This is a genomic window from Streptomyces sp. NBC_01351 (assembly GCF_036237315.1).
Taxonomy (GTDB): Bacteria; Actinomycetota; Actinomycetes; order Streptomycetales; family Streptomycetaceae; genus Streptomyces.
In genome coordinates, this window is the sequence record NZ_CP108356.1 from 6,181,690 (window position 1) to 6,195,838 (window position 14,149).

Here is a 14,149-nt window from a genome sequence, read left to right on the forward strand (position 1 = left end):
GTCCGTCCTCGGGCAGGACGCAGCCCCGGCGAACACCGGCCGGGAGGGTGCCGCCGAGCCGCTGGCACCCCGGGCCGGGTTCCTGCCCGCGCTCGCCGCCGTGTACCGGGCGCAGCTCTCCCGGGCCCGGGTGGCACGGATCCCGCTGCTCTTCGTGGCCACCTTCCAGTCCGTCGGCATCATGATCCTGATGCGGGGGGTCGTGGACGGCGGCTCGGAGGCCCGGGCCGTCGTGGCCGGCTCCTCGGTGCTCGTCGTCGCCTTCGTCGCGCTGAACCTGCTCGCGCAGTACTTCGGGCAGCTGCGGGCGGGCGGCGGGCTCGACCACTACGCCACCCTGCCCGTGCCGCCGGCGTCGGTGGTGCTGGGAGCGGCCGCCGCGTACGCCTCCTTCACGCTGCCGGGGACGCTGGTGACGGCCGTCTTCGGATGCGTGCTGTTCGGGCTGCCGATGGGCGGGCTGTGGATCCTGGCCGCGGTGGTGCCGCTGGCCGGGGCGGCGCTCGCCGGGCTCGGCGCGGCGCTGGGGCTGCTCGCGCCGCGGCAGGAGCTGGCCACGCTGGCCGGGCAGCTCGGCATGTCGGCGGCGCTGCTGCTGGGAGTGCTGCCGCCCGAGCGGATGCCGGACGTGATCGTGTGGGCGCGGGACCTGCTGCCGTCCACGTACGGCGTGGAGGCGTTCGCCCGCACCTTCACCCCCGAGCCGGACTGGGCCGCCGTCGCCCTCGACCTCGGGGTGTGCGCGGCGGTGGGCGTGCTGTCGCTGGCCGTCGCCACCTGGGCGTACCGGCGGGCGGCGGTCCGCTGACGCCGGTGCCGCCGCGGTGGGGCGCACCTGGCACGATGTGGGGGTGACCGAAGCCGTGACCCCTCCGTCTCCATTCGACCCGCCGTCGCTCCCGCCCGAGAAGCCGGGTGCGGGCGCCGGGGGCATCACCCCGGCCGACATCCGCGACGGGGCCGCCGTCGCACTGGCGGTCGGGCTGGCCGGTGTGCTCCTCGCCGTGCTGTGGGCTTGGCTGGCACCGCGGGTGCAGTACGTCTCCAACGGGGAGGCCGTGTTCCTGCGCAACAGCGAGAGCGAAGCGCGGATCGGGTCCGACGGGACGTTCTTCCTCCTGGCGGTGGGGCTGGGCGTGCTGAGCGCCGTCGGCACGTTCCTGTGGCGGCGGGCCGGCGGAGTGCCGCTGGTCATCGGGCTCGCGGTGGGGTCCGTATTCGCCGGGCTGGTGGGGTGGCGGCTGGGGCTCACGCTCGATCCGTCGGCGAACCTGGTCGAGGGGGCCGTGCGGGCGGGGAAGGGGGTTCCCTTCGACGCGCCGCTGGAGCTGTTGGCGCACGGGATGCTGCTGGTGTGGCCGATGGCGGCGGTGCTGGTGCACTTGGCCCTCACGGCGCTGTGGTCCCCGCGGGACCCGGACCCGGTCCCTGCCTGGGCGGTCTACCCGCCGCCGCACGTCCACGCGGACCCGTCCGCCGCGCCGGAGCCGCCGCGTCCCTGACCGGCCGCCGCCACTGCCGGGGCTCAGCCCCGCACTCCGCGCCTCAATCGCCGGAGGGGCTGATTTTGGCCGGCGTCGGCCTGCAACTGCGCGTAGCGCAACCGCATGCATGCCATCGCGCTTTGCACCGGGGCAATTCCAGCCTCGCCGGCGTTTGAGGCGCGGGTCTGGGCGGAGCCCAGGGTGCCGCGCAGCGGCATCTTCGGCCAAGCGGCGCCGCACACGGCCTTATCGGCGGGCCACCGGGGCCAGGACGGCCTCCGTGAGGGTGGTCAGGGTGGCGGGGGAGAGTTCGACCTCCAGGCCGCGGCGGCCCGCCGAGACGCAGATCGTGGCGTGGGCGGAGGCCGAGGCGTCGAGCACCGTGCGCAGGCGGCGGCGCTGACCCAGCGGGGAGATGCCGCCGAGGACGTACCCCGTGGTCCGCTCCGCCAGCGCGGGATCGGCCATCGCCGCCCGCTTGCCGCCGACCGCCGCGGCCAGGGCCTTCAGGTCCAGCGAGCCCGAGACCGGGACCACCGCCACCGTCAGGGTGCCGTCCACGTCCGCGAGCAGCGTCTTGAACACCTGGTCCGGCGAGACGCCGAGCGCCTGCGCCGCCTCCTCGCCGTACGAGGGGTGCGCCGGGTCGTGGTCGTAGGAGTGCGTGGTGAAGTCCGCCCCGGCCGCGGTGAGGGCGACGATCGCGGGGGTGCCGGACGTCGGCTTGGACTTCGGCTTCTTCGCCATCAGTTCGGGCTCGTCGGCGCGCGGGTCAGGTCCACTGCCGGGAGGGAGGGAAGGTGGCGGATCACCGCCGTTTCCGCGCGGAGGAGCTTGAGTTCCTCCGCCAGGCGGGTGGCCGTGTCCGGGGCCTGGAGGAGGCGCTGCTTGGCCGGGATGTCCAGCACCGCCGCCGCTGCCACCAGGTAGGAGACCACCGACGGCTCGTCGGGGAGTTCCGCACCCGTCAGGGACCGCTCGCGCGCTCCGGCCAGCCGCTTCTGGTAGTTGCGGAAGGCCCGCAGCACTCCCTCGGCCAGCGCGCCCGCGCCCTCGCCGGCGTCCTCGGGGAGCTCCTCCAGGTCCGCCACCAGGAACGGGCCCGTCGCGTCGACCGACAGGAGGCGTACGCGGGTGGTGCCCGTCGCCAGGACCTCGAAGCTGCCGTCCTCCCGTTCCCGGATCGTCGCCGCGTCCGCGACGCAGCCCACCCGGTGGAAGGCCTGGATCGGGTCCGCGCCGAAGCCCGCGGCCGGGCCCCGCTCGGGCACGGCCGTCTGGTCCGGCAGCCCGGGCGCGGTCGGGGCCACCTCCCGGCCGTCGCGGATCGCGACGACGGCGAAGCGGCGCGGGTCGTCGGCGCCCCCCTTCAGCAGTTCGCGCATCATGGCGCGATAACGCTCCTCGAAGACGTTCAGCGGGAGGACGAGTCCCGGGAACAGCACCGAGTTCAGCGGGAAGAGTGGCAGGCGAACGGTGGTCACGAGGCACAGGGTAATGGCCGCGAGCCCGGCCCCGTCACCCCCGCCGCAGCAGCCGGGACGCCCCCGCCGCCACCGTCGTGGCCAGGATCCACCCCAGCAGGACCAACGCCGCCGATCCCCACTGCCAGCCGCCCTCCAGCTTCCACCGGCCCTCCTGCCCCAGATCGATCACCGGGAGGAGGAGGTCCAGGGCGTACAGGGGAGCGCTCCACAGGGGGTGCTCGTCCTCCTTGAGCGGCGGCGGATCGTGCTGCGAGAAGACGAGCGCCCCCGCCGCCCACAGCACCGCCATCCACAGCGCGGCCCGGCCCGGCCGGTACCCGTAGACCACCGTCCAGTCCTGGAGGTAGCCCCACGCCTTCTGCCCCGGCGGCAGCGTGGTCCGGCGCCGCCGCTGCTTGGCCAGCAGCACCTCGCGGGCGTCCGCGTCCTCGCCGCTGGCCCGCAGTACGGCGGCCAGCCGCTCGTACGGCTCCGGCGAGTACTCGGGCGTCGCCGCCTCCACCCACTCCAGTCGGCGGGCGAGGGGGAAGTGGCCCCGGGGTGCGAGGTTCTCGTAGACGAAGCCCTCGATCGACACGCCGCCCGGCCCCGGCCAGCTCGTGGAGGTGTCCACCAGCTTGATCACCTTCGCCCCCGACACCACCACCCGGCCGCGCTCGGGCCGCTCGCCCACGAAGCGGAACTCGGGCGTCTGGATCCGGCGCAGCGACAGCTCCTGCCCGTCCTTGAGCAGGAACCGGGCCCCGTAGAAGTCGATGGCGTCGCCGAAGCGCCCGTCGTCCAGGCGCAGGCTGCCCAGGCATTCGAAGCGCTGCGCCCGCTGCCCGCGCGTCGGCGTCAGCCCGAGGCCGTACGGGGGAGTGGAGGAGTTCCCGCCGGGGACGTAGTCCAGCGCGATCGAGGTCAGGTACAGGGTGCGCTCGACGGTCAGCTGCGGCGCGTTCAGCGCGTACCGGCCGTTCGGGTTGCGCAGGCGGGCGCCGCGCATGTTCATCGACACGCCGACCTTCGCGCCGCGCAGGCTCATCTCCCCGTACGTCTCCAGCAGCTCGGCCTGGAAGTCCTGCGCGACCGCCATCCCGTCGGCGGCGATCGCCCGCCCCTTGGAGTCCCGCTGCACCACGGCCTGGCTGATCAGCAGGTCCGTGCCGATCTGGGCGTCGGTCAGCCGTATCCCGCGCTGCACCCGGCAGCGCGGCAGGTGCAGATCGCCCTCGGTGTGCAGGCGTGCCGCCTCCAGCCGCGGTATCGCGCAGTTCACCAGGCGCAGCGTGCCGAAGCGGGCCTCCGACAGCTGGACCTCGCTGTCGAAGCGGCAGGACTGGAGCTCCACGTACGGGCCCACCGTGCCGCCGGACAGGTCCAGCCGCCCCGCGATCCGCACCCCGCGCAGCTTCAGCGAGGCCACCCGGCCCGGCACCGGCGGCGGCCCGTGGAGCAGCAGCAGGGCCACCACCCGGGCGCGGACGCTGCGCTCGGGGCCCCACACGTGGTCGGCGTGCGGATCGTCACGGTCGGCGGTGCGCACGCTCAGATCGCAGACGCTGCCCGTGCGGAACGCCTCCCACATGCGGCGCTCGGCGGCGGTCAGATCCGCCGGTTCCTCGCCCGCGCCTGCCTCGGTCACGGCGGCCCCCCTCCGCTTGCCCTGCGTGGAGATCAAAGTTATCGGGGGCCTGTGACACCCGGGGCGTGTATCAGCCAGTGATACGGGCGAACGGTGCCGCTGGGCGGTCTGAGAGAATTGGGAGGTGATCTCTCGTATCGACCTGCGCGGTGACGCCCTCCCCGAGGGTGGCGCCCTGCGCGATCTGCTGCCCCGTGCCGAGTTCGACGTAGAAGCTGCCCTGGAGAAGGTGCGGCCCATCTGCGAGGACGTCCATCATCGTGGCACGGCGGCGCTGATCGAGTACGCGCAGAAGTTCGACGGGGTGACGCTGGAGCAGGTCAGAGTGCCGGCAGAGGCGCTCAAGACCGCTCTCGACGAGCTCGACCCGGCCGTCCGCGCCGCACTCGAGGAGTCGATCCGGCGCGCCCGGATCGTGCACCGCAACCAGCGCCGCACCGAGCACACCACCCAGGTGGTCCCCGGCGGCACGGTGACCGAGAAGTGGGTTCCGGTGGAGCGCGTGGGGCTGTACGCCCCGGGCGGCCGCTCGGTGTACCCGTCCTCCGTCGTCATGAACGTCGTACCGGCGCAGGAGGCGGGCGTCGAGTCGATCGCGCTCGCGTCCCCGCCGCAGAAGGAGTTCGGCGGGCTGCCGCACCCGACCATCCTGGCGGCGTGCGCGCTGCTCGGCGTGGACGAGGTGTACGCGGCCGGCGGGGCCCAGGCCGTCGCGATGTTCGCGTACGGCACGGAAGAGTGCCTGCCCGCCAACATGGTGACCGGCCCCGGCAACATCTGGGTGGCCGCCGCCAAGCGCTACTTCACCGGCAAGATCGGCATCGACACCGAGGCCGGCCCGACCGAGATCGCGGTCCTCGCGGACTCCACGGCCGACCCGGTGCACGTCGCCGCCGACCTGATCAGCCAGGCCGAGCACGACCCGCTGGCCGCCGCCGTCCTCGTCACGGACTCCGCGGAGCTCGCGGACGCCGTCGAGCGGGAGCTGGAGCCGCAGGTCGCGGCCTCCAAGCACGTCGAGGACCGGATCAAGCCGGCCCTCGCGGGCAAGCAGTCCGCGATCGTGCTCGTCGACAGCCTGGAGGACGGCCTCAAGGTCGTCGACGCGTACGGCGCCGAGCACCTGGAGATCCAGACCGCCGACGCCGCCGCCTGGGCCGCCCGCGTGCGCAACGCCGGCGCGATCTTCGTCGGCCCCTGGGCCCCGGTCTCCCTCGGCGACTACTGCGCCGGCTCCAACCACGTGCTGCCCACCGGCGGCTGCGCCTGCCACTCCTCGGGCCTGTCCGTGCAGTCCTTCCTGCGCGGGATCCACATCGTCGACTACACGCGCGACGCCCTCGCCGAGGTCACCCACCACGTGGTGACGCTGGCCGAGGCCGAGGACCTGCCCGCACACGGCGCCGCCCTGAAGGCGCGCTTCGGATGGAAGGTGCCGACCCAGTGAGCGCCATCGGAATCGACGACCTCCCCATCCGGGACGAGCTGCGCGGCAAGACCCCGTACGGCGCCCCGCAGCTCGACGTGCCCGTCCAGCTGAACACCAACGAGAACCCGTACGAGCTCCCCGAGGAGCTCGTGGCGCGCATCGCCGAGCGCGTGGCCGCCGCCGCCCGCACCCTCAACCGCTACCCCGACCGGGACGCGGTCGAGCTGCGCACCCAGCTGGCCGCCTACCTCACCCGTACGGCCGGGCACCCGGTCGCGCGGGAGAACGTATGGGCCGCCAACGGCTCCAACGAGATCATCCAGCAGCTGCTGCAGACCTTCGGCGGGCCCGGCCGCACCGCGATCGGCTTCGAGCCCTCGTACTCGATGCACGCGCTGATCTCCCGCGGCACCGGCACCGGGTGGATCTCCGGGCCGCGCCGCGAGGACTTCACCATCGACGTCGAGGCGGCCGAGAAGGCCATCGCCGAGAACGCACCCGACGTCGTCTTCATCGCCTCGCCGAACAACCCCACGGGTACCGCGGTCGAGGCGGACACCGTCCTCGCGCTCTACGAGGCCGCGCAGGCGGCGCGTGCCGATCGAGGTTTGGCCTCCCTGGTCATCGTCGACGAGGCGTACGTGGAGTTCAGCCACCGCGACTCGCTGCTGCCCCTCATCGAGGGTCGCCCGTGCTTGGTGGTCTCCCGGACCATGTCCAAGGCCTTCGGCGCCGCCGGCCTGCGCCTGGGCTACCTGGCCGCGCACCCCGCCGTGGTCGACGCCGTCCAGCTGGTGCGCCTGCCGTACCACCTGTCGGCCGTCACCCAGGCCACCGCGCTGGCCGCCCTGGAGCACACCGACACCCTGCTCGGCTACGTCGAGCAGCTCAAGGCCGAGCGGGACCGCCTCGTCGTCGAGCTGCGGGCCATCGGCTACGAGGTCACCGAGTCCGACGCGAACTTCGTCCAGTTCGGCAGGTTCGAGGACTCCCACACCGCTTGGCAGAAGATCCTCGACCAGGGCGTCCTGGTCCGGGACAACGGCGTGCCGGGCTGGCTGCGGGTCACCGCGGGCACCCCGGCCGAGAACGACGCGTTCCTGGAAGCGGTTCGCGCACTGAAGAAGGAGCAGCACGCATGAGCCGCATCGGACGGGTCGAACGGACCACGAAGGAGACCTCGGTCCTCGTCGAGATAAACCTCGACGGCACGGGCAAGGTCGACGTCTCGACGGGCGTGGGCTTCTACGACCACATGCTCGACCAGCTCGGCCGCCACGGCCTCTTCGACCTCACGGTCAAGACGGACGGCGACCTGCACATCGACAGCCACCACACCATCGAGGACACCGCCCTCGCGCTCGGCGCCGCCTTCAAGCAGGCCCTCGGCGACAAGGTGGGCATCTACCGCTTCGGCAACTGCACCGTGCCGCTCGACGAGTCCCTCGCCCAGGTGACCGTCGACCTGTCGGGCCGGCCCTACCTCGTGCACACCGAGCCCGAGAACATGGCGCCGATGATCGGCGAGTACGACACGACGATGACCCGGCACATCTTCGAGTCCTTCGTCGCGCAGGCCCAGATCGCGCTGCACATCCACGTCCCGTACGGCCGCAACGCCCACCACATCGTGGAGTGCCAGTTCAAGGCCCTCGCGCGGGCCCTGCGCTACGCCGCCGAGTTCGACCCGCGCGCCGCCGGCATCCTTCCCTCCACGAAGGGCGCCCTCTAGCCGTGAACGGGCTCAACACCATCCTGATCGTCGTCGGCCTCTTCCTGGCCGGCGGGGTCTACTCCTTCCAGAAGCAGCAGATGCCCAAGTCGGTCGTCGTCCTGCTCGCCATCGGCTCCGTGATGTGCCTGGCCGCCGGAGTCCTGCGAATCCAAGGGATCTGGGAATGAGCGCAGCCACCAAGAACGTCGTCGTCTTCGACTACGGCTTCGGCAACGTCCGCTCCGCCGAGCGCGCCCTCGCGCGCGTCGGCGCGAACGTGGAGATCACCCGCGACTACGACAAGGCCATGGACGCCGACGGACTCCTCGTCCCCGGCGTCGGCGCCTTCTCCGCCTGCATGAAGGGCCTCAAGGACGTCCGCGGCGACTGGATCATCGGCCGCCGGCTCTCCGGCGGCCGCCCCGTCATGGGCATCTGCGTCGGCATGCAGATCCTCTTCGAGCGCGGCATCGAGCACGGCGTCGAGACCGAGGGCCTGGACGAGTGGCCCGGCACCGTCGGCCCGCTCAAGGCCCCGATCGTCCCCCACATGGGCTGGAACACCGTCGAGGCCCCCGCCGACAGTCAGGCCTTCGCCGGCCTGGACGCCGACGCCCGGTTCTACTTCGTGCACTCCTACGCGGCGAAGGACTGGAGCCTGGAAGTCACCAACCCGCTGATCCGCGCCCCCAGGGTCACCTGGGCCACGCACGGCGAGCGGTTCGTCGCGGCGGTGGAGAACCGGGCCCTGTGGGCCACCCAGTTCCACCCCGAGAAGTCCGGAGACGCCGGAGCCCAGCTCCTCACCAACTGGATCGAGACCCTCTGATGACCCAGACCCAGAAGACGCTGGAACTCCTCCCCGCCGTCGACGTCCGCGACGGCCAGGCCGTCCGCCTCGTGCACGGCGTGTCCGGCAGCGAGACCTCCTACGGCTCCCCGCTGGAGGCGGCCCTCGCCTGGCAGCGCTCCGGCGCCGAATGGCTGCACCTGGTCGACCTGGACGCCGCCTTCGGCACCGGCGACAACCGCGCCCTGGTCGCCGAGATCACCCGCGCCATGGACATCAAGGTCGAGCTGTCCGGCGGCATCCGCGACGACGCCTCGCTCGCCGCCGCCCTCGCCACCGGCTGCACCCGCGTCAACCTCGGCACCGCCGCCCTGGAGACCCCCGAGTGGGCCGCCAAGGCCATCGCCGAGCACGGCGACAGGATCGCGATCGGCCTCGACGTCACCGGCACCACCCTCAAGGGCCGCGGCTGGACCAGCGAGGGAGGCGACCTGTACGAGACCCTCGCCCGCCTGGACTCCGAGGGCTGCGCCCGTTACGTCGTCACCGACATCGGCAAGGACGGCACGCTCACCGGCCCCAACCTGGAGCTGCTGAAGAACGTCTGCGCCGCCACCGACCGGCCCGTCGTCGCCTCCGGAGGCATCTCCTCCCTCGACGACCTGCGGGACCTGTCCGCGCTGGTGCCGCTGGGCGTCGAGGGCGCCATCGTCGGCAAGGCCCTGTACGCCAAGGCCTTCACCCTGGAAGAAGCCCTGAAGGTGGTCTCCGCATGAGTTCCCCGGACGCGGTACGCCGCATCTCCTCCGGCGGTCCCTACGAGGACGTCATCGCGTACTCCCGCGCCGTGCAGCTGTCGAACGGGCTCGTGCTCGTCTCCGGCTGCACCGCGGGCGACGCAGGCGGCCCGTACGACCAGGCCGTGGCCGCCTTCGGCGTCGCCTTCAAGGCGCTCGCCCAGGCCGGTCTCGGCCCCGAGCACGTGGTGCGCACCCGCATGTACCTCACCCACGCCCGGGACGTGGACGACGTGGGCCGCGCCCACAAGGAGCTCTTCGACACCGTCCGCCCCGCCGCGACGATGCTCATCGTCAACGGCTTCGTCGACCCGTCCATGGTCGTCGAGGTGGAGGTCGAGGCGTACAAGGAGGTCTCGTCATGAGCCTCGCCGTACGCGTGATCCCCTGCCTGGACGTCGACAACGGCCGGGTCGTCAAGGGAGTCAACTTCCAGAACCTGCGCGACGCGGGCGACCCGGTGGAGATGGCCAAGCTGTACGACGCCGAGGGCGCCGACGAGCTCACCTTCCTCGACATCACCGCGTCCTCCGGCAACCGCGAGACCACGTACGACGTGGTGCGGCGGACCGCCGAGCAGGTCTTCATCCCGCTGACCGTGGGCGGCGGCGTCCGCACCGCGGACGACGTGGACAAGCTGCTGCGCGCCGGAGCGGACAAGGTCGGCGTCAACACCGCCGCCATCGCCCGCCCCGAGCTCATCCAGGAGATCGCGGAGCGCTTCGGCCGGCAGGTCCTCGTCCTGTCCGTGGACGCGCGCCGGACCGCCTCCGGGTCCTTCGAGGTCACCACACACGGTGGTCGCAAGGGCACGGGCATCGACGCCGTCGAGTGGGCCCACCGGGCCGCCGAACTGGGCGCCGGGGAGATCCTTTTGAACTCCATGGACGCGGACGGCACGAAGGACGGCTACGACACCGAGATGATCGCGGCCGTACGCAAGCACGTCACGGTCCCCGTGATCGCCTCGGGCGGCGCGGGCAAGCTCGAACACTTCCCCCCGGCGATCGCGGCGGGTGCCGACGCGGTGCTGGCGGCGTCGGTGTTCCACTTCGGCGACCTGCGGATCTCCGAGGTCAAGGCCGCCCTGCGGGAAGCCGGCCACCCCGTCCGCTGACGTGGTGAAGGCCCGCCCGGTCCCCGGGCGGGCCCGGCCGTTGGCCGTCGGCTCAGCCGGCGCCGAGCAGCCGCAGGACGGCGTTCACCGCATCCGTGACCGGCTGGGCGGTGGCGCCGATCAACGAGGCGACGCCGGCCACGGCCATCAGCGCGCTGCGCCGCTGCTGCGGGCTGCTGTCGGCGGAACCGATCGCACGCAGGGAATCGTCGACGGTCTCGGCGCCGCCCGGCGGCATCTGCTCGCGCAGGCCCTCGAGCAGCCGGATCAGCTCGGCGATCGCCTCGCGCTGGTCGGCGGGCAGCTGCGGGGCGATGGTCGGGGACTGGTTCTTCACGATGCCGATGATGTGCGTTCCGCCGTGGATGTTGACGACGTCGCCGATGTGGTTGCCCTCGGTCATTTCTTCACTCCCGTGTGTCCCTGGCCGCCGTAGATGTTCACCGTGTCGCCGACGCGCTGCACCTGTACGGCGAACTCGGCCGTCGGGTTCTCGATGGCGTGCACGATCTGCCCGACCAACTGCCGCAGTTGCTCCTTGTCGGGCAGCGTCACCAGAGCGACGGGCGGGCCCGAGGTCTCCACGGACAGCACGTGCTCGGGACGCGCGAACAGCTGCGTGAGCAGCCAGACGAAGAGGCCGAACGCCACGAGGAAGGCGAAGGTCCACAGAGTGTCCGCGGTGTCGTCCGAGCCGTAGCCCGAGCTGCTGAACGGCCCCGAGTCCTCGTTGGCGACCTGGAGCACGACAAGGGCCACGGCTGTGGCGGCGAGCCCCTTCAAGAACGTGAGGAAGGCCTTCCAGCGGTCGGGCTTGAGCTCGAAGGTGTGCACCCGGGCGATGTTGTGCAGCGGATACGCCGCGTCGTCCACCCACAGCAGCCGCCTGCTGACCCGCAGCTCCACGCCGGACCCGGGGCGTCTCGGCGGTAGCGGTGGGGCCGGCGGAGCCGGCGGGGCAGGCTGTGGCGGCTGGGACGGTAAGGGTGGCGGCGGGACCGGATTGGACATGATTTCCCCCGTGCGCTGTCGACCGTGGACGGAGCGGGGCTTCATTAAGCACGCCGTGTCCCTGCCAGGCAAGAGGGTGGATCGGACCGAAATGAGGGCCCGCTAGATGCCCAGCTGCGCCGTCGTCAGCTTGGCGACCGCCGACTTGTCACCCTCCAGGGTCACGGCCGCGGAGCCCTGCCGGCCGAAGCAGAACAGCGTCAGCTCACCCGGCTCGCCCGTCACCGTCACCACCGGGACGCCCTTGTGCGCCACCGCCGTGCGGCCGTCGGGGCGCCGCAGCACCAGGCCCACCGGGGAGCGGCGGCCGGTCAGCCGGGCCAGCTTCTCCAGGCGGGACCACAAAGCGTCCGAGAACACCGGGTCCAGCTCCCGCGGCGACCAGTCCGGCTGGGCCCGCCGCACGTCCTCGGAGTGGACGTAGAACTCCACCGCGTTCGCCGCCTCGTCGATCTGCTTCAGCGCGTACACCGACAGCTTCGGCGGACCCGTCCTGATCAGCTGGACGAGCTCCTCGTACGGCTTGGCCGTGTACTCCGCCATCGCCCTGTCCAGGCGGTCCTTCAGTACGTTCAACAGCAGCCCGCCCGCCGCGTCCGGACGCCGCTCGCGGACCACCACGTGCGCCGCGAGTTCCCGGCAGGTCCAGCCGTCGCACAGCGTCGGGGCCTCAGGACCGGCCGCTTCCAACAGGTCGGCCAGCAGCAGTCGTTCACGCTTCGCATGGGTAGACATGCGGGCCAGCCTACGGCCGGAACTCGCCCTGTGCCTGCTCATCAGGCGGACAGAGATCCATTGCCGGTCCCATCTCGCGGCACAATGGCACGCATGAGTACGTCCTCCCTCGATCCCGCCATCGCCGCGCGCCTCAAGCGCTCCGGCGACGGCCTGGTACCGGCCATCGCCCAGCAGTACGACACCGGTGAGGTGCTCATGCTCGGCTGGATGGACGACGAGGCCCTGCACCGCACGCTGACCACCGGACGCTGCACGTACTGGTCGCGCAGCCGGCAGGAGTACTGGGTGAAGGGGGACACTTCCGGCCACTTCCAGCACGTGAAGTCAGTCGCCCTCGACTGCGACGCCGACACCTTGCTCGTCAAGGTCGACCAGGTCGGAGCCGCCTGCCACACGGGCGCCCGCACCTGCTTCGACGCCGATGTCCTCCTGCTGGCCGAATAGCCGGATTGGGTCCCACGTCATGGATCTCGACACCTTCCGCAAGCTCGCGTCCGACCGCCGCGTCATCCCCGTGAGCCGCAGACTGCTGGCCGACGGGGACACCCCCGTCGGGCTCTACCGGAAGCTGGCCGCGGAACGCCCCGGCACCTTCCTGCTGGAGTCGGCCGAGAACGGCCGCTCGTGGTCCCGGTACTCCTTCGTGGGCGTGCGCAGCGACGCGACGCTGACCGTCCGGGACGGCCAGGCGCACTGGATCGGCAATGCGCCCGTCGGCGTGCCCACCGGCGGCGACCCGCTCGACGCCCTGCGCGCGACCGTCGAGGTCCTGCACACTCCCCGCGACCTCGCGGGCGGCATGCCGCCCTTCACCGGCGGCATGGTCGGCTACCTCGGCTACGACATCGTGCGCCGCTTGGAGCGCATCGGCGAGCACACGGCCGACGACCTCGAACTGCCCGAGCTGACCATGCTGCTCACCTCGGACCTGGCGGTCATGGACCACTGGGACGGAACGGTCCTGCTCATCGCGAACGCCATCAACCACAACGACCTCGACACCGGAGTGGACGAGGCCTACGCGGACGCCGTCGCCCGCCTCGACGCGATGGAGGCCGACCTCGCGCGGCCCGCCCCCTACACGCCCACTCCGCTGCCCGCCTCCGAGCTGCCCGAGTTCTCGGCGCTGTGGGGCGGCGCGCAGTACCAGGACGCCGTCGAGGACATCAAGGAGCGGATCCGGGCCGGGGAGGCCTTCCAGGTGGTGCCCTCCCAGCGGTTCGAGACCCCCTGCGAGGCCTCCGCGCTGGACGTCTACCGGGTACTGCGGGCCACCAACCCGTCCCCGTACATGTACCTCTTCCGCTTCGAGAACGGCTTCGACGTGGTCGGCTCCAGCCCCGAGGCGCTGGTCAAGGTCGAGGACGGGCGGGCCATGGTCCACCCCATCGCCGGCACCCGGCACCGCGGCGCGACCCCGCAGGAGGACCACGACCTCGCGGAGGAGCTGCTCGCCGACCCCAAGGAGCGCGCCGAGCACCTGATGCTCGTCGACCTGGGCCGCAACGACCTCGGCCGGGTCTGCGAGCCGGGATCGGTGGAGGTCGTCGACTTCATGTCGATCGAGCGCTACTCCCACGTGATGCACATCGTGTCCACCGTCACCGGGCAGGTCGCCGAGGGCAAGACGGCCTTCGACGTGCTCACCGCCTGCTTCCCGGCCGGCACCCTCTCCGGCGCGCCCAAGCCGCGCGCCATGCAGATCATCGAGGAGCTGGAGCCCACCCGCCGCGGCCTGTACGGCGGCTGCGTCGGCTATCTGGACTTCGCCGGGGACTCCGACACGGCCATCGCCATCCGCACCGCGCTGCTGCGCGACGGCACGGCGTACGTCCAGGCGGGCGCCGGGGTCGTCGCCGACTCGGTGCCCGAGCTGGAGGACAACGAGTGCCGCAACAAGGCGGCCGCGGTGCTGCGTGCGGTCGGAGCGGCGAACCGCCTCCACGGCCGTTGAG

General features: G+C 72.2%; 18 protein-coding genes. 12 read left to right on the forward strand and 6 right to left on the reverse strand.

What is annotated here, in order from left to right; translation table 11 throughout:
- Positions 1-61: 61 nt before the first annotated feature.
- Both OG625_RS28460 and OG625_RS28465 read left to right on the forward strand, forming a co-directional pair.
- Positions 62-808 carry an ABC transporter permease gene (locus tag OG625_RS28460; RefSeq protein ID WP_329391040.1) on the forward strand — a complete coding sequence of 249 codons (747 nt, stop codon included), beginning with the start codon at positions 62-64 and terminating at the stop codon, positions 806-808.
- 43 nt (positions 809-851) lie between these two features.
- Positions 852-1,502, forward strand: a complete 651-nt coding sequence (locus OG625_RS28465; protein WP_329386670.1) for a hypothetical protein — start codon at positions 852-854, stop codon at positions 1,500-1,502.
- 228 nt (positions 1,503-1,730) lie between these two features.
- Here the strand turns inward: OG625_RS28465 and ybaK are convergent, their stop codons facing one another.
- The 3 genes from ybaK to OG625_RS28480 are packed head-to-tail and all read right to left on the reverse strand — an operon-like array spanning position 1,731 to position 4,598.
- Positions 1,731-2,231: a Cys-tRNA(Pro) deacylase gene (gene ybaK / locus OG625_RS28470; RefSeq protein ID WP_329386672.1), complete on the reverse strand. Its 501-nt coding sequence runs from the start codon at positions 2,229-2,231 to the stop codon at positions 1,731-1,733.
- Positions 2,231-2,968, reverse strand: a complete 738-nt coding sequence (locus tag OG625_RS28475) for an LON peptidase substrate-binding domain-containing protein (protein ID WP_329386674.1) — start codon at positions 2,966-2,968, stop codon at positions 2,231-2,233. The genes ybaK and OG625_RS28475 overlap by 1 nt, the downstream gene beginning before the upstream one ends.
- Before the next feature lie 34 nt (positions 2,969-3,002).
- Positions 3,003-4,598, reverse strand: coding sequence for an oxidoreductase (locus OG625_RS28480; protein ID WP_329386676.1), 1,596 nt, complete (start codon positions 4,596-4,598; stop codon positions 3,003-3,005).
- Between the two features lie 124 nt (positions 4,599-4,722).
- Here OG625_RS28480 and hisD point away from each other — a divergent pair, with 124 nt between their 5' ends.
- Genes hisD through hisF form a run of 8 tightly spaced genes read left to right on the forward strand, consistent with a single transcriptional unit; the run spans position 4,723 to position 10,445 of the window.
- Entirely contained in the window at positions 4,723-6,045 is a 1,323-nt protein-coding gene (hisD, locus tag OG625_RS28485; protein WP_329386678.1) for a histidinol dehydrogenase, read from the forward strand.
- Entirely contained in the window at positions 6,024-7,169 is a 1,146-nt protein-coding gene (locus OG625_RS28490; protein ID WP_329386680.1) for a histidinol-phosphate transaminase, read from the forward strand. Before hisD ends, OG625_RS28490 begins: the two co-directional genes overlap by 22 nt.
- Positions 7,166-7,759 carry an imidazoleglycerol-phosphate dehydratase HisB gene (gene hisB / locus OG625_RS28495; protein ID WP_030155936.1) on the forward strand — a complete coding sequence of 198 codons (594 nt, stop codon included), beginning with the start codon at positions 7,166-7,168 and terminating at the stop codon, positions 7,757-7,759. Before OG625_RS28490 ends, hisB begins: the two co-directional genes overlap by 4 nt.
- 2 nt (positions 7,760-7,761) lie before the next feature.
- On the forward strand, positions 7,762-7,929 hold the full coding sequence (locus OG625_RS28500) for a hypothetical protein (protein ID WP_329386683.1): 168 nt from the start codon (positions 7,762-7,764) through the stop codon (positions 7,927-7,929).
- Positions 7,926-8,570, forward strand: a complete 645-nt coding sequence (gene hisH / locus OG625_RS28505; protein WP_329386685.1) for an imidazole glycerol phosphate synthase subunit HisH — start codon at positions 7,926-7,928, stop codon at positions 8,568-8,570. Before OG625_RS28500 ends, hisH begins: the two co-directional genes overlap by 4 nt.
- Positions 8,570-9,307: a bifunctional 1-(5-phosphoribosyl)-5-((5-phosphoribosylamino)methylideneamino)imidazole-4-carboxamide isomerase/phosphoribosylanthranilate isomerase PriA gene (priA, locus tag OG625_RS28510; RefSeq protein ID WP_329386687.1), complete on the forward strand. Its 738-nt coding sequence runs from the start codon at positions 8,570-8,572 to the stop codon at positions 9,305-9,307. The genes hisH and priA overlap by 1 nt, the downstream gene beginning before the upstream one ends.
- Positions 9,304-9,693, forward strand: a complete 390-nt coding sequence (locus tag OG625_RS28515) for a RidA family protein (protein WP_329386689.1) — start codon at positions 9,304-9,306, stop codon at positions 9,691-9,693. The genes priA and OG625_RS28515 overlap by 4 nt, the downstream gene beginning before the upstream one ends.
- The gene (hisF, locus tag OG625_RS28520) at positions 9,690-10,445 is read left to right on the forward strand and encodes an imidazole glycerol phosphate synthase subunit HisF (protein WP_329386691.1); all 756 of its coding nucleotides are present in this window, start codon (positions 9,690-9,692) and stop codon (positions 10,443-10,445) included. The genes OG625_RS28515 and hisF overlap by 4 nt, the downstream gene beginning before the upstream one ends.
- Before the next feature lie 52 nt (positions 10,446-10,497).
- On the opposite strand, the gene OG625_RS28525 is transcribed toward hisF, so the two are convergent.
- From OG625_RS28525 to OG625_RS28535, 3 genes are all read right to left on the reverse strand, one after another.
- Entirely contained in the window at positions 10,498-10,848 is a 351-nt protein-coding gene (locus OG625_RS28525) for a hypothetical protein (RefSeq protein ID WP_329386693.1), read from the reverse strand.
- Entirely contained in the window at positions 10,845-11,351 is a 507-nt protein-coding gene (locus OG625_RS28530) for a DUF6232 family protein (RefSeq protein ID WP_329386696.1), read from the reverse strand. The genes OG625_RS28525 and OG625_RS28530 overlap by 4 nt, the downstream gene beginning before the upstream one ends.
- A gap of 207 nt (positions 11,352-11,558) precedes the next feature.
- Positions 11,559-12,191, reverse strand: a complete 633-nt coding sequence (locus OG625_RS28535; protein WP_329386698.1) for a TIGR03085 family metal-binding protein — start codon at positions 12,189-12,191, stop codon at positions 11,559-11,561.
- 84 nt (positions 12,192-12,275) lie between these two features.
- Here OG625_RS28535 and hisI point away from each other — a divergent pair, with 84 nt between their 5' ends.
- Both hisI and OG625_RS28545 read left to right on the forward strand, forming a co-directional pair.
- Positions 12,276-12,638 (forward strand): phosphoribosyl-AMP cyclohydrolase, encoded by a 363-nt coding sequence (hisI, locus tag OG625_RS28540; RefSeq protein ID WP_329386700.1) that lies wholly within the window; start codon positions 12,276-12,278, stop codon positions 12,636-12,638.
- Positions 12,639-12,657: 19 nt separating this feature from the next.
- The gene (locus OG625_RS28545; RefSeq protein ID WP_329386702.1) at positions 12,658-14,148 is read left to right on the forward strand and encodes an anthranilate synthase component I; all 1,491 of its coding nucleotides are present in this window, start codon (positions 12,658-12,660) and stop codon (positions 14,146-14,148) included.
- Position 14,149 lies beyond the last annotated feature (1 nt).